A 13,894-nucleotide genomic window follows, 5' to 3' on the forward strand; every position below is an offset into this window, starting at 1 on the left:
AGGTTAGATTTGTCTGATACGAGCAACAAACCCAGCGGCCGCCCAGCGGCTGCCGCTGGTGTCAAGCCGGTAGTGATACCGGTTTATTTAGAGCAAGAGAAGATCCATCCGCGCTCTGTCAGCGGATTCTTTAGCAGTTGGCGCTGGATCACGGTCTGGATCACCCAGATCATTTTTTATGGTCTGCCTTGGCTGAACTGGAACGACCGCCAAGCCGTCTTGTTCGACCTCGAGGCGCGAACCTTTTACCTTTTTAACTTGGTGCTGTTTCCACACGACCTGATTTACCTCACGGGTCTGCTGGTGATCTCGGCACTGGGCTTGTTTTTGTTCACGGCGGTGGCGGGGCGCCTCTGGTGCGGTTTTGCCTGTCCGCAGACGGTCTATACCGAGATCTATATCTGGATGGAAAAGCTGGTCGAAGGCGACCGCTCGGCCCGAATGCGGCTGGACCAATCGGGACGATCATTTGCAAAGTTTGGCAAAAAAACCCTCAAACACACGCTCTGGTTGGCTTTTGCTCTCTGGACTGGATTCACGTTCGTCGGTTATTTCACCCCGATCGACCAGTTGGGGCAGGCGGTGTGGCAGGCGACGCTCGGGCCTTGGCAAACCTTCTGGGTTCTGTTCTACGGTTTTGCCACATATGGCAATGCGGGTTTTCTGCGTGAGAAAATTTGCAAATTCATGTGCCCCTATGCGCGCTTTCAAAGCGCGATGTTCGACAAAGACACCCTGATCGTTACCTACGACGCCCAGCGCGGCGAGCCCCGCGGTTCCCGCTCGCGCACCGCCGATTTGGCTGCACTCAACTTGGGCTCCTGTGTCGATTGCACCCTGTGCGTGCAGGTCTGCCCCACGGGTATAGACATTCGCAATGGCCTGCAGTATGAGTGCATAGGCTGCGGCGCCTGCGCCGATGTCTGCGACGAAGTGATGGACAAGGTTGGCTACCCCAAGGGTCTGGTGCGCTTTACCACGCAGAACGGCCTTGAGCAGGGTTGGAGCGCAGCCCAGATGTGGCGCCGGGTGATGCGGCCGCGGGTGTTGATCTACAGCGCCATTTTGCTGCTCATTACACTGGCCTTGTTCACCAGCCTGTATTTGCGCACCCCTCTAAAAATCGATGTGACCCGAGATTCCAGCGTCATGTCGCGCGTGGTGGGGCAGGGTTACATCGAAAATGTGTATCGCTTGCGTGTGCTCAATGCCACCGAGCAGGTGCAGCACTACCGCATCTCGGTGCAGGGTCTGCCCGGTTTGCTGATCGACTCCGAGTCCCGCTTCAGCCTAGAGCCCACTGGTGCACGCGCCATGGCGCTGACGCTGCGCTTGCCGCCAGGCAGCAGCCCAGCCGGGGCGCATCCGATTCGCATCGAGGTGCAGGCCGAGGGCAACCCAGACTTGCGCGTCGGCACGGATTCGATCTTCATGGTGCCGCGCTGAATGGCCTAGTGTGGCGATCGCCCATCGCTTGTGCCAGCTTGCATTTTTCACTACACTGTCCCCTATCATGACTCAAGCCACCCTCCCAGCAGCCGCCAAGCCAAAACGCCCTTGGTACCGCGAACCCTTCTGCTGGCTGGTCTTCGGGCTTCCTGCTACCTCGGTGGTCACTTCTTTGACCATGGTTAGCATTGCAGTCAACGACCGCGACCCGGTGCTGGATCGAAATGTGCCAATGGTGCGCATCGATCCGCAGAGGGTGCAACACCTCACGCCGGAGCAGCGGGCCATTTACGAAGCCAGCTTGCGCCCGGCGCGCGAGGCGCGCAACCACGCGGCCAGCCCAGAAATGCCGCCGCCGCGCCCCTGACAAGGGGATTCAGGAGGCTGAAATATTTCTCTCAGCCTTTGCATTGCCAGCGGCCGCATGCGGGTTGGCCAGCGCTTCCAAACCCTGAGTGTCTTTGATCAACACATAGCGCTGCTTGACTTCGATGATGTCGTCGTCCATGAAGCGCGAGAAGGTGCGGCTGACCGTCTCGAGCTTCATGCCCAGGTAGCTGCCGATTTCTTCGCGCGTCATGCGCAAAACCAGTTCGGATTGCGAGAAACCGCGCGCGTGCAGGCGCTGCACCAGGTTGAGCAAAAAGGCCGCCAGCCGCTCCTCGGCGCGCATGGTGCCCAGCAGCAGCATCACGCTCTGGTCGCGCACAATCTCGCGGCTCATGATCTTGTGCACGTGGTGCTGCAAGGCGCTGAACTCGCGCGAGAGCTGCTCGATTTTGTCAAAGGGCAGCACGCAGACTTCGGCGTCTTCGAGCGCCACCGCGTCGCAGGCGTGTTGGTCGTGCACGATACCGTCCATGCCGATGATCTCACCCATCATCTGAAAACCGGTGACCTGATCGCGCCCATCGATGCTGGTGACGCAGGTCTTGAAAAAGCCCGAGCGCACCGCATACAGGGCCGTAAACGGTTCGCCGATAGTAAACAGGGCGGCGCCCCGCTTGACGCGGCGTCGGTTCGACACCACGTCTTCAAGGCGCACCATCTCGGGCGCGCTCAAGCCCATCGGCAGGCACAGCTCGCGCAGGTTGCAACTGGAGCAGGCAACTTTGAGGCTCTGAATATCCATAGAAACGCAGCTAGACAAGCCTTGAGCTTAACCTAAGTGAGGCGGTGGACTGGCGTGCTTGGAAAAGGCGGAAAAATGCCCCTGCTTTGACTCATGTCAAGGGTATTTGGCGCGCGCTGGTGCATAGTTCACCCTTAGGAGAGCCATTTTGTGAAACATGTGATCGACGACGGGTTGCTGCGGCGCTTTGATGTGCCCGGCCCCCGGTACACCTCATATCCCACCGCCGATCGCTTTGTCGAGGCTTTTGGCGAGGCGGATTACGCCTTGGCGCTGCAACAGCGTCGATCTGGCGGCTCCTTGGCCTTGCCGCTGTCGATCTATGTCCACATTCCCTTTTGCGAGTCGCTGTGCTACTACTGCGCCTGCAACAAGGTCATCACCAAGCACCACAGCAAGTCGGCCGAGTACCTGCGTTACCTCACGCGCGAGCTCGAAATGCAGGCCCAGCATCTGGGGCAGGGGCACGCCGTGTCGCAGATGCACCTGGGCGGCGGCACCCCGACCTTTATGAACGACGAGGAACTGGCCGACCTGATGGCCATGGTGCAGCGACACTTCACGCTGGTGCCGGGGGGCGAATACTCGATCGAGGTCGATCCGCGCACCGTCACGCCGCAGCGGCTGGAGCATTTGCACCGACTGGGATTCAACCGCCTGAGCTTTGGGGTGCAGGATTTCGACCCCACCGTGCAAAAGGCGGTGCACCGCATCCAGCCCGCCGAGCAGGTGTTCGAGCTGGTGGCGGCGGCGCGGCGCATCGGTTTCGAGTCGGTCAACGTCGATCTGATCTACGGGCTGCCGCAGCAAACGCCCGAGTCTTTCCGCCACACGCTGGAGCGCGTGCGCGAGCTGCGCCCGGATCGCATCGCGCTCTACGCCTACGCGCACTTGCCGGCGCGCTTCAAGCCGCAGCGGCGCATCGTCACCGCCGAACTGCCGCCCGCAGCCGACAAGCTGGCCATGCTCTCGATCTCGCTCGATGTATTCAACCAGGCAGGTTATGTGTATGTGGGGATGGACCACTTCGCGCTGCCCGACGACGCGCTGGCGGTGGCCAAGCGCCAAGGGCGGCTGCATCGCAACTTCCAAGGCTACAGCACCCAGCCGGATTGCGACCTGATCGCCCTCGGGGTGTCGGCCATCGGCCGCATCGGGGCCACCTACAGCCAAAACGCCAAGACCCTAGAGGAGTACTACGATAGCCTCAACCAAGGGCGGCTGCCGATCGTGCGCGGGCTGGCCCTGAACCGCGACGACCTGCTGCGCCGCGCCGTCATCATGGCCCTGATGTGCCAAGGGCGGCTCGATTTCGAGTCCGTCGGGCTGGCACACCTGATCGATTTCAGGTCGTATTTTGCGCGCGAGTTGGAGCGCTTGCACGAGTTCGAGGCCATGGGCTTGCTGCGCCTGAGCCCGGGTAGCATCGAAATCAGCGACAGCGGCTGGTACTTGGTGCGCGCCATCGCCATGGTGTTTGACAAGTACTTGCAGCTAGACCGGGACCGGGCGCGCTTTTCCAAGATCATTTGAGCTTGGTGTTAGAGTCCAAGGTCTATGTTTGAGTCCATGTTGCTCTCGGCCCTGTTGATGGGGCTGGTGGGTGGCCCGCACTGCATCGCCATGTGCGGCGCCGCTTGCGCCGGCATTGCCCACGCGGGGGAACCGCGGCGCGTGCGCGCCTTGCTCACTTTTCAATTTAGCCGTTTGATCGGTTACTCGCTGCTGGGCGCCGTGGCGGCAGGCACCGTGCAGGGTTTGGCCTTGCTGGGGCAGCACACCGCCATCATCCGCCCGCTCTGGACCCTGATGCACGTGGCGGCCCTGTTTTTGGGCCTGCTGCTGTTGCTGCAAGCGCGCCAGCCGGCCTTCATCGATGGCTGGGCCCAAGGGGTGTGGCGGCGCGCGCGCCCGGTGCTCAACAAGCTCGGCCCCAAGGCCCCGGCGGTGCTCGGGCTGGGCTGGGCGTTCATGCCCTGCGGCTTGCTTTATTCGGCGCTGCTGGTGGCCTCGCTGTCGGCCAATGTGTTCAACGGGGCGGCCGTCATGGCCGCGTTTGCGCTGGGCACCATGGTCTCGCTCACGGCAGCACCGTGGCTGCTGCTCAAGCTCAAAGACGCGCGCAGCGGCGGCTGGGGCATTCGGCTGGCCGGGCTGGCGCTGATGCTGGTCTCGGGCGTGGCGCTGTGGATGGGCATTGCGCACCCGACGGGTTTGTGGTGCGCCGAGCCGGTGGCTTTTTTGCATGCCGGCTGTGTTGTTTCATGATATGAAAAGCAGTCTTGTTGCGCTGCAATAAATTTTTTCATATCAAAAACACTGTTTCACAATATAAAATAAGAGTGTCAAGCTATTGATTTTTGTTGGAATTATTTTTGTCTTATATAAGACATAAGATTGATGGCTGCCGTTTCTCGGGTTTACACTAAGGCTCAAGAGTGAGCGGCCGAGTCCCATGGGTCCCCAGTGGCCCCTTGGCAGCCCGGTTGCACCTCGCCCCCCTTTTTTTAACCTTCAGGAGTGAGCATGACCTCTGCCATCAACAAGCAACTCAGCCGCCAGCAACAAATCGAGGCGCTGGAACTCGACTGGGCGCAAAACCCGCGCTGGAAAAGCGTCAAGCGCGGCTACTCCGCCGCCGACGTGGTGCGCCTGCGCGGCAGCGTGCAGCCCGATTACACCTACGCCCAAAACGGTGCCCGCACCCTGTGGGACAAGGTCAATGGCGGCGCCAAAAAGGGCTACGTGAACGCCTTTGGTGCCATCACCGCCGGGCAGGCGATGCAGCAGGCCAAGGCCGGGTTAGAAGCCGTGTACCTGTCGGGCTGGCAAGTGGCCGCCGACGGCAACACCAGCGAAACCATGTACCCGGACCAGTCGCTCTACGCCTACGATTCGGTGCCGACCATGGTGCGCCGCATCAACAACACCTTCAAGCGCGCCGATGAAATCCAGTGGAGCCGCGGCATCGAGCCCGGTTCGCCCGAATTCATCGACTACTTCCTGCCCATCGTGGCCGACGCCGAAGCCGGTTTTGGCGGCGTCCTCAACGCCTTTGAGCTGATGAAGAACATGATCGCCGCCGGTGCCGCCGGCGTGCACTTCGAAGACCAGTTGGCGGCCGTGAAAAAATGCGGCCACATGGGCGGCAAGGTGCTGGTGCCCACGCAAGAGGCGATCGAAAAACTGCTGGCAGCGCGTTTTGCCGCCGACACCATGGGCGTGCCCACCCTCATCCTGGCCCGCACCGACGCCGAAGCCGCGAACCTGATCACCAGCAACCACGACGCCAACGACCAGCCCTTCCTCACCGGCGAGCGCACCCAGGAGGGCTTCTACCGCGTCAAGAACGGCCTCGAGCAAGCCATCAGCCGCGGTGTGGCCTACGCCCCCTACGCCGACCTGGTGTGGTGCGAAACCGGCACCCCCGACCTCGGCTTTGCGCGCGAGTTCGCCCAGGCCGTACACGCCGCCTGCCCCGGCAAGCTGCTGTCGTACAACTGCTCGCCCTCGTTCAACTGGAAGAAAAACCTGGACGACAAGACCATCGCCGTGTTCCAGGAAGAACTCTCGGCGCTGGGCTACAAGTACCAGTTCATCACGCTGGCCGGCATCCACATCAACTGGTTCAACACCTTCCAGTTCGCCCACGCCTACGCGCGCGGCGAGGGCATGAAGCACTACGTCAACATGGTGCAAGAGCCCGAGTTCGCGGCGCGCCAGCAGGGCTACACCTTTGTGTCGCACCAGCAGGAAGTGGGCGCAGGCTACTTCGACGACGTGACCACCGTGATCCAAGGCGGCTCCTCCAGCGTCAAGGCCCTCACCGGCTCCACCGAAGAAGAGCAGTTCCACTGATCTGAACTGAACCAAAAGCAGGCAGGGGAGAGCCAAAGCCCAGGGCAGCCGCCTTGGGCTTTTTTTGTGGGAAAATCGAACCCAAGATTCATTGGCAAGAACGGGAAAGGCAGCTTGGTTATGACACCGCGAACTCGCACGGAGCACCCACCGGCCCTTTAAAGGGGCGGCAGTTCGCGCCTGCACTTTTCTTTTTTTGCGCGGCTCTGGTGCCTACTTGCACAAGTCTTGCTGCATTCGATCGAGCTGGCCTCCCCGGGCGCGGCGTTGCAAATCCTCGCGATGCCACGGGGCATCGCTGCGGTTAGCGCCTTGCGCGCGGGGTACCAGTTCAATCTCTGTGCTGACGCAGACTTATGCAAGTAGGCACTGGCCGCGTTTTTATTTACCAATCGCCTCATCATGTTGACCCTCACCCTCCCCGACGGCTCGCAGCGCCAGTTCCCCGGCCCGCTCACCGTGGCCGACGTGGCCGCCTCCATCGGCAGCGGGCTGGCCAAGGCCGCCTTGGGCGGCAAGGTCAATGGCGAACTGGTTGACACCGCGTTCCTGATCGAGCAAGATGCCCAACTGGCCATCGTCACCGCCAAAGACCCCGACGGACTGGAGCTGATCCGCCACTCCAGCGCGCACCTGCTGGCCTACGCCGTCAAAACCCTGTTCCCCGACGCGCAAGTGACCATCGGCCCGGTGATCGAGCACGGTTTTTATTACGACTTTGCCTACAAGCGCCCGTTCACGCCCGAAGACCTGGAAGCGATCGAGAAAAAAATGCTCGAACTCGCCGCCAAAGATGAAAAGATCGAGCGCCGCCTGCTCGGCCGAGACGAGGCCGTGGCGCACTTCAAGGGCATGGGCGAGCACTACAAGGCCGAGATCATCGCCGGCATCCCGAGCGGGCAGAGCCTGAGCCTGTACCGCGAGGGCGCTTTTGAGGACCTGTGCCGCGGCCCGCACGTGCCCAGCACCGGGCGCCTCAAGCACTTCAAGCTCATGAAAGTGGCCGGGGCTTACTGGCGCGGCGACCACCGCAACGAGATGCTGCAACGCATCTACGGCACCGCCTGGGCCAGCAAGGAAGACTTGCAAGCCTACCTCAAGCGGCTCGAAGAAGCCGAGCGGCGCGACCACCGGCGCTTGGGGCGCGAGCTGGATTTGTTCCACATCGACGAACACGCGCCCGGGCTGGTGTTCTGGCACCCGCTGGGCTGGGCCCTGTGGCAGCAAGTGGAGCAGTACATGCGCCGCATCTACCGCCAGCACGGCTACCACGAGGTGAAGGCGCCGCAGATTCTGGAGCAGACCCTGTGGGAGAAAACCGGCCACTGGGACAAGTACCGCGACAACATGTTCATCACCGAGAGCGAAAAGCGCGACTACGCCTTGAAGCCGATGAACTGCCCCGGCCACATCCTGATCTACAAACAGGGCCTCAAGAGCTACCGCGACCTGCCGCTGCGCTACGGCGAGTTTGGTCAGTGCCACCGCAACGAGCCCTCGGGCGGCCTGCACGGCATCATGCGCGTGCGCGGCTTCACCCAAGACGACGGCCACATCTTTTGCACCGAAGAGCAGATTTTGGCCGAGTGCGACACCTTCACCCAGGTGCTGCGCCACGTCTATGCCGATTTCGGTTTTCACGACATTTTGTACAAGGTCTCGACGCGTCCGGCGGCGCGCATCGGCTCCGACGCACAGTGGGACAAGGCCGAGCAGGCGCTGATCGACAGCCTGCGCCACGCCGGTTGCGAGTTCCAAATCTCGCCCGGCGAGGGGGCTTTTTACGGCCCCAAGATCGAGTACACCCTCAAAGACGCGATCGGGCGCGAGTGGCAGTGCGGCACCATCCAAGTCGATTTCAACCTGGCCGAACGGCTGGATGCCGAGTACGTGGCCGAAGACGGCAGCCGCCGCGCGCCGGTGATTTTGCACCGCGCCATCGTGGGCAGCCTGGAGCGCTTCATCGGCATCTTGATCGAGCAACACGCCGGTGCGCTGCCGCTGTGGCTGGCCCCGCGCCAGGTGGCGGTGCTCAACATCACCGACGCGCAGGCCGATACCTGTCGCGAAATTGCCAAAAAACTCGAGCACTTGGGCTTTAGAGTGGCGCTGGATTTGCGCAACGAGAAAATCACGTATAAAATCCGAGAGTTTTCCTTGCAAAAGCTGCCCTACCTGATCGTTGTGGGCGACAAAGAGAAGGCCGCCGGGACGGTTGCTGTGCGAGCGCGTGGCAACCAAGACCTAGGCGTCATGGCCTTCGATGATTTCGCCTTGCGTTTGCAGCACGAGCTCGATGCCAAGACTTGAGTCCTAGGCTTTGCCTAGGCGGGTAAGCCCAAGCTTTTGCAAGCCTCCATTCGTTTGAACCAAAGGATTTCACCATCGCTACGACTGCTCCGAACTTTCGCGATCGCCGCCACCGCGAAGAACGCGCCCACCGCCTGAACCGCGAGATTCTGGTTCCAGAAGTGCGCCTGACGGGCCCCGAAGGCGAGGCTATCGGCGTCGTCAGCATCCAAGAGGCGCTGCGCATGGCTGGTGAAATGGATGTCGATCTGGTTGAGATCGCTGCCGTGGCCAAGCCGCCGGTGTGCCGCCTGATCGATTACGGCAAGTTCAAGTACGCCGAGCAGAAGAAGGCCGCTGAAGCCAAGTCCAAGCAAAAAGTCATCGAAGTCAAGGAAATCAAGTTCCGCCCTGGCACCGACGACGGCGACTACCACATCAAAATGCGCAACATTCGCCGCTTCCTCGAAGAAGGCGACAAGTGCAAGGTGACGCTGCGTTTCCGGGGCCGTGAGATCACGCACCAGGAAATCGGGCTGGCGCTGTTGCAGCGCATCCGCGAGGAGCTCGGTGACCTGATCGTGGTGGAGCAGTTCCCCAAGCTCGAAGGGCGCCAGATGATCATGATGATTGCCCCCGGCCGCAAAAAGGCTGGGGCTGCCAAACCGGCGCCGGAAACGGCTGCCGTCGCCCAATCGGCTTAAACGCCGCGTTGGGTGCAAAAACGGTGTGGGTGGGTCGCCCGCACGGTTTTATTCGTGGCTCGGGGCCAGCAAGTTCGCGGTGGGTATCGCGGCGCCTCACGAGCACAATTCAAGAAGGAGCACACCATGCCCAAAATGAAGACCAAGAGCAGTGCGAAAAAGCGTTTTCGCGTTCGTCCGGGTGGCACCGTCAAGCGCGGTCAAGCCTTCAAGCGTCACATCCTGACCAAGAAGAGCACCAAAAACAAGCGCCAGTTGCGCGGTGCGGTGAATGTGCATGAGACCAATATGGGTCACATGGCGCAGATGCTGCCCTACGCTGGCCTGTAATTCAACCCGACGAACAAGGAATCAACCATGCCTCGCGTTAAACGTGGTGTAACGGCACGTGCCCGTCATAAAAAAGTGTTGGCTTTGGCCAAAGGTTTCCGCGGCCGCCGCGGCAATGTCTATCGCATCGCCAAACAGGCGGTGATGAAGGCCGGCCAGTACGCCTACCGCGACCGCCGCGCCCGCAAACGGGTGTTCCGCCAGCTCTGGATTGCGCGCATCAACGCCGGCTCGCGCGAGCTGGGCCTGAGCTACAGCCAGTTTGCCAACGGCCTGAAAAAAGCCAATATCGCCATCGACCGCAAGGTGCTGGCCGATCTGGCCGTGAACGACAAGGCCGCCTTTGCCCGCATCGTCGAGCAGGCGCGCGCGCATCTGGGCGCGGCTGCTGCCCCGGTGGCGGCCTGATCTCGCCGAGGGTTTGAGTGGCGGGTGGAGCGCTTAGGCTTCCAACCAGCCCCTTGCCCCTGAGGGCCAGCGCTGCACGGCACTGGCCCTTTTATTTTGCTTCGCCCCTTTGCACTCCACAGCCCGCCCCGCGCACCTCGGAACGGATACTTCGATGAACGAACTCGATGCCCTTGAGCAGTCGGCGCGCGCGCAGTTTGCGCAGGCGCACAGCCCCGCCGAGCTGGAAAACGCCAAGGCCCAGTACCTGGGCAAAAACGGCAGCCTGACCGAGCTGATGAAGGGCTTGGCGCGCCTGAGCGTGGATGAGAAAAAAACCCGTGGCGCGGCCATCAACGTGGCCAAGCAGGCGGTGGAGGCGGCGCTAAACCAGCGCCGCGCCGAGCTGGCCGAGGCCGAGTTGCAGCGCCAGTTGCAGGCCGAGGCGCTGGACGTGACGCTGCCCGGGCGCCACAGCGGCGGCGGCGGACTGCACCCGGTGAGCCTGACCCTCGAGCGCATCGAGGCGATTTTTGGTTCCATGGGCTTTGAGGTGGCCGACGGCCCCGAGATCGAGTCCGACTGGTTCAACTTCACCGCCCTGAACACGCCCGCCGACCATCCGGCGCGCTCCATGCACGACACCTTTTACGTGCGCGCCGGCGCGCAGCCCGAGCCCTATCTGCTGCGCACCCACACCAGCCCGATGCAAATCCGGCACGCGCTGCAACACGTGCAGCGCCACAAGCAGCAGGCGGGAGCGAGCGCTGCGGCGCTGTTTGATGGCGCCATGCCCGAAATTCGCGTGATTGCCCCCGGGCGCACCTACCGGGTGGACAGCGACGCCACGCACTCGCCCATGTTTCACCAGTGCGAGGGGCTGTGGATCGGCGAGAACGTGAGCTTCAAAGACCTGAAGTTCGTTTTCACCGATTTTTGCCGCACCTTCTTTGAGTCAGACGATCTGGTGTTGCGCTTTCGCCCCAGCTTCTTTCCCTTCACCGAGCCCAGCGCCGAGATCGACATCCAGTTTCAGTCCGGCCCGCTGGCCGGGCGCTGGCTCGAAGTGGCGGGCTCCGGGCAGGTACACCCCAACGTGCTGCGCCACATGGGCCTGTGCCCCGAGCGCTACCTCGGCTTTGCCTTTGGCATGGGGCCAGACCGGCTCACCATGCTGCGCTACGGCGTCAACGACCTGCGCCTGTTTTTCGACGGCGACCTGCGCTTTTTGAGCCAGTTCCAGTGAGCCCGCAGCAGCCCCTTCTTCGTTGACCCCTGCCACGCCTACGCACGAGAGCACACGATGCAATTTCCCGAATCCTGGTTGCGTGAGTTTTGCAACCCGCCGCTGAGCAGCCAGCAACTGGCCGACACCCTGACCATGGCCGGGCTGGAGGTGGAAGAACGCCGCCCCGCCGCGCCCCCGTTTACCGGGGTGGTGGTGGCGCGCATCGAGCACGTCGCGCCGCACCCGCAGGCCGAGCGCCTGCGCGTTTGCCAGGTCGATGTGGGTGCTGGCGAGCGGCTGCAAATCGTTTGCGGAGCGCCCAATGCGCGCGTCGGCTTGGTGGCCCCTTGCGCCCTCGTGGGAGCGGTGCTGCCCCCCGGTGCCGACGGCCAGCCGTTGCAGATCGGACTCGGGCAGTTGCGCGGAGTGCCCAGCCACGGCATGTTGTGCTCGGCGCAAGAGCTGGGCATTGCCGACGACGCCGCCGGCCTGCTGGAGCTGCCCGCCGAGGCCCCCGTGGGGCAAGATTTGCGCGCCTATCTGCAACTCGATGACACCATTTTCACCCTCAAGCTCACGACCAACCTGGCGCATTGCCTGAGCGTCTATGGCGTGGCGCGCGAGCTGGCCGCGCTCACCGGGGCGGCGCTGCACACCCCGCCCTGGCCGCAGGTGGCGCCTACCCACACCGAGGTGCTGCCGGTGCAGGTGCAGGCACCCGATCTGTGTGGGCGCTTCAGCGGCCGCATCGTGCGCGGCATCGACCCGCAGGCGCGCACCCCAGGCTGGATGGTGCAGCGGTTGGCACGCTGCGGCCAGCGCAGCGTCTCGGCGCTGGTGGACATCTCCAATTACGTGATGTTCGAGTTTGGCCGCCCCTCGCACATCTTCGATCTGGCGCAGATCGAGGGTGGCTTGCAGGTGCGCTGGGGCCGCGCGGGCGAGACGCTGCCACTGCTCAACGGCCAGACCGTGGCGGTCGATGAGCAGGTGGGCGTGATCGCCGACGCGCAGGCGCTGGAGTCGCTGGCCGGCATCATGGGCGGCGCGGCGACGGCGGTGGGCGCGGCCACGCGCGATGTGTTCGTCGAGGCCGCCTTCTGGTGGCCCCAAGCCATCGCCGGGCGCTCGCGCCGCTACCACTTCAGCACCGACGCCGGGCACCGCTTCGAGCGCGGCGTCGACCCCGCCACCACGGTCGAGCACCTAGAGCGCATCACCGAGCTGATCCTGCAAATCTGCGGCGGCCAGCCCGGCCCGATCGCCGACCAGATCATCAACTTGCCGCAGCCGCAAGCGGTGGCGCTGCGGGTGGCGCGCGCGGCCAAGGTGATCGGCATGCCGCTCACGCAGGAGCAATGCGCGCAGGCGCTGCGCCGCTTGGGGCTGGAGGTGAAGGAAGGGCAGGGCATTTTGAGCGTGACCCCGCCTTCGCACCGCTTCGATTTGCAGATCGAAGAAGACCTGATCGAAGAAGTGGCGCGCCTGATCGGTTACCAGAACCTGCCGCACACCCCGCCGCAGGCCCCGGTGACGGCGCTGCCGCGCCCGGAGCGCCGCCGTGGGCTGTACGCGCTGCGGCGCCAACTGGCGCAACGCGGCTATCAAGAAACCATCAACTTCAGCTTCGTGCAAGAGCGCTGGGAGCGCGACTGGGCCGGCAACGCCGAGCCGATTGCCCTGCTCAACCCCATCGCCAGCCAGATGAGCGTGATGCGCTCCTCGCTCATGGGCAGCTTGCTGGCGGTGCTCAAGTTCAACACCGACCGCAAGGCCGAGCGCGTGCGCGTGTTCGAGCTCGGGCGCGTGTTTGCCCACGACGCCACGGTGCCCGACGGCCCCTACAGCGTGGCCGGTGTGGCGCAGCCGCTGCGCGTGGCGGCGCTGGCTTGGGGTGAGGCCCAGCCGCAGCAGTGGGGCGTGGCGGCGCGCAGCGTCGATTTTTACGACCTAAAAGGCGATTTGCAGGCCCTGCTGGCCCCGCGCCAGCCCCGCTTCGAACCAGCGGCGCACCCGGCGCTGCACCCGGGGCGCTGCGCCCAGGTCTGGCTAGCCGGGCAGGCCATCGGTTACATCGGCGAGCTGCACCCGCGCTGGCGCCAGCAAGAAGGCTGGCAGCAGGCCCCGGTGTTGTTCGAGCTGGAACTGGCACCGCTGTTGCAGCGCGAGCTGGTGCAGGCGCAGCCGGTGCCACGGCACCAGCCGGTGCAGCGCGACCTCGCCGTGCTGCTGCCCGAGCGCGTGACGCACGACGCGTTGCTGGCCGTGGTGCGCGCTGCCGACGGCTCGGGTTGGCTCAAAGACGTGTGCCTGTTCGACATTTACCGCCCCAAGCTGGGGCACAATGCGGGTGCAGGCGGCGTGGCCGAAGGCGATAAAAGCTGCGCCTTGCGCCTGACGCTGGAGCGCGACGACGCCAACCTCACCGATGCGCAGATCGAGTCGGTGGTGCAGTCGGTGCTGGCCGCCTTGTCGGCGCAACTGCAAGCGCGCTTGCGCGCCTGATACCCCCACCCT

At 63.4% G+C, this 13,894-nt stretch carries 12 protein-coding genes; 11 read left to right on the plus strand and 1 reads right to left on the minus strand.

Annotation, left to right across the window (positions count from 1 at the left end):
* The first annotated feature begins 9 nt into the window (after positions 1-9).
* The gene (gene ccoG / locus SRAA_RS04275) at positions 10-1,446 is read left to right on the plus strand and encodes a cytochrome c oxidase accessory protein CcoG (RefSeq protein ID WP_052467479.1); all 1,437 of its coding nucleotides are present in this window, start codon (positions 10-12) and stop codon (positions 1,444-1,446) included.
* A gap of 181 nt (positions 1,447-1,627) precedes the next feature.
* The gene (locus SRAA_RS04280) at positions 1,628-1,816 is read left to right on the plus strand and encodes a hypothetical protein (RefSeq protein ID WP_045531172.1); all 189 of its coding nucleotides are present in this window, start codon (positions 1,628-1,630) and stop codon (positions 1,814-1,816) included.
* A gap of 9 nt (positions 1,817-1,825) precedes the next feature.
* On the opposite strand, the gene fnr is transcribed toward SRAA_RS04280, so the two are convergent.
* A complete protein-coding gene (gene fnr, locus SRAA_RS04285) occupies positions 1,826-2,581 on the minus strand; it encodes a fumarate/nitrate reduction transcriptional regulator Fnr (protein ID WP_045531173.1) in 756 nt (251 codons plus the stop codon).
* 150 nt (positions 2,582-2,731) lie between these two features.
* On the opposite strand from fnr, the gene hemN reads away from it, so the two are divergent.
* From hemN to pheT, 9 genes are all read left to right on the plus strand, one after another.
* Entirely contained in the window at positions 2,732-4,114 is a 1,383-nt protein-coding gene (gene hemN / locus SRAA_RS04290; RefSeq protein ID WP_082039897.1) for an oxygen-independent coproporphyrinogen III oxidase, read from the plus strand.
* A gap of 24 nt (positions 4,115-4,138) precedes the next feature.
* On the plus strand, positions 4,139-4,849 hold the full coding sequence (locus SRAA_RS04295; protein ID WP_045531175.1) for a sulfite exporter TauE/SafE family protein: 711 nt from the start codon (positions 4,139-4,141) through the stop codon (positions 4,847-4,849).
* A 258-nt stretch (positions 4,850-5,107) separates the two neighbouring features.
* Positions 5,108-6,439: an isocitrate lyase gene (gene aceA, locus SRAA_RS04300; RefSeq protein ID WP_045531176.1), complete on the plus strand. Its 1,332-nt coding sequence runs from the start codon at positions 5,108-5,110 to the stop codon at positions 6,437-6,439.
* Positions 6,440-6,841: 402 nt separating this feature from the next.
* The gene (gene thrS, locus SRAA_RS04305; protein WP_045531177.1) at positions 6,842-8,749 is read left to right on the plus strand and encodes a threonine--tRNA ligase; all 1,908 of its coding nucleotides are present in this window, start codon (positions 6,842-6,844) and stop codon (positions 8,747-8,749) included.
* Between the two features lie 74 nt (positions 8,750-8,823).
* Complete coding sequence (gene infC / locus SRAA_RS04310) at positions 8,824-9,432, plus strand: translation initiation factor IF-3 (RefSeq protein WP_082039898.1); 609 nt, start codon at positions 8,824-8,826, stop codon at positions 9,430-9,432.
* Positions 9,433-9,558: 126 nt separating this feature from the next.
* Complete coding sequence (gene rpmI, locus SRAA_RS04315; protein WP_045531179.1) at positions 9,559-9,762, plus strand: 50S ribosomal protein L35; 204 nt, start codon at positions 9,559-9,561, stop codon at positions 9,760-9,762.
* Between the two features lie 27 nt (positions 9,763-9,789).
* Positions 9,790-10,170 (plus strand): 50S ribosomal protein L20, encoded by a 381-nt coding sequence (gene rplT, locus SRAA_RS04320; RefSeq protein ID WP_034113946.1) that lies wholly within the window; start codon positions 9,790-9,792, stop codon positions 10,168-10,170.
* Positions 10,171-10,324: 154 nt separating this feature from the next.
* Complete coding sequence (gene pheS, locus SRAA_RS04325; protein ID WP_045531180.1) at positions 10,325-11,395, plus strand: phenylalanine--tRNA ligase subunit alpha; 1,071 nt, start codon at positions 10,325-10,327, stop codon at positions 11,393-11,395.
* Positions 11,396-11,452: 57 nt separating this feature from the next.
* Positions 11,453-13,882: a phenylalanine--tRNA ligase subunit beta gene (pheT, locus tag SRAA_RS04330; protein ID WP_045531181.1), complete on the plus strand. Its 2,430-nt coding sequence runs from the start codon at positions 11,453-11,455 to the stop codon at positions 13,880-13,882.
* The last annotated feature ends 12 nt before the right edge of the window (positions 13,883-13,894 follow it).

The organism is Serpentinimonas raichei (genome assembly GCF_000828895.1).
Taxonomy (GTDB): Bacteria; Pseudomonadota; Gammaproteobacteria; order Burkholderiales; family Burkholderiaceae_C; genus Serpentinimonas; species Serpentinimonas raichei.

Excerpts from the sequence above, each read along its gene's own strand:
- SRAA_RS04295 (WP_045531175.1), top strand. The coding sequence starts at position 4,139 with ATGTTTGAGTCCATGTTGCTCTCGGCCCTGTTGATGGGGCTGGTGGGT.
- pheS (WP_045531180.1), top strand. The coding sequence starts at position 10,325 with ATGAACGAACTCGATGCCCTTGAGCAGTCGGCGCGCGCGCAGTTTGCG.
- pheT (WP_045531181.1), top strand. The coding sequence starts at position 11,453 with ATGCAATTTCCCGAATCCTGGTTGCGTGAGTTTTGCAACCCGCCGCTG.
- rplT (WP_034113946.1), top strand. The coding sequence starts at position 9,790 with ATGCCTCGCGTTAAACGTGGTGTAACGGCACGTGCCCGTCATAAAAAA.
- fnr (WP_045531173.1), bottom strand. The coding sequence starts at position 2,581 with ATGGATATTCAGAGCCTCAAAGTTGCCTGCTCCAGTTGCAACCTGCGC.
- aceA (WP_045531176.1), top strand. The coding sequence starts at position 5,108 with ATGACCTCTGCCATCAACAAGCAACTCAGCCGCCAGCAACAAATCGAG.
- rpmI (WP_045531179.1), top strand. The coding sequence starts at position 9,559 with ATGCCCAAAATGAAGACCAAGAGCAGTGCGAAAAAGCGTTTTCGCGTT.
- SRAA_RS04280 (WP_045531172.1), top strand. The coding sequence starts at position 1,628 with ATGGTTAGCATTGCAGTCAACGACCGCGACCCGGTGCTGGATCGAAAT.
- thrS (WP_045531177.1), top strand. The coding sequence starts at position 6,842 with ATGTTGACCCTCACCCTCCCCGACGGCTCGCAGCGCCAGTTCCCCGGC.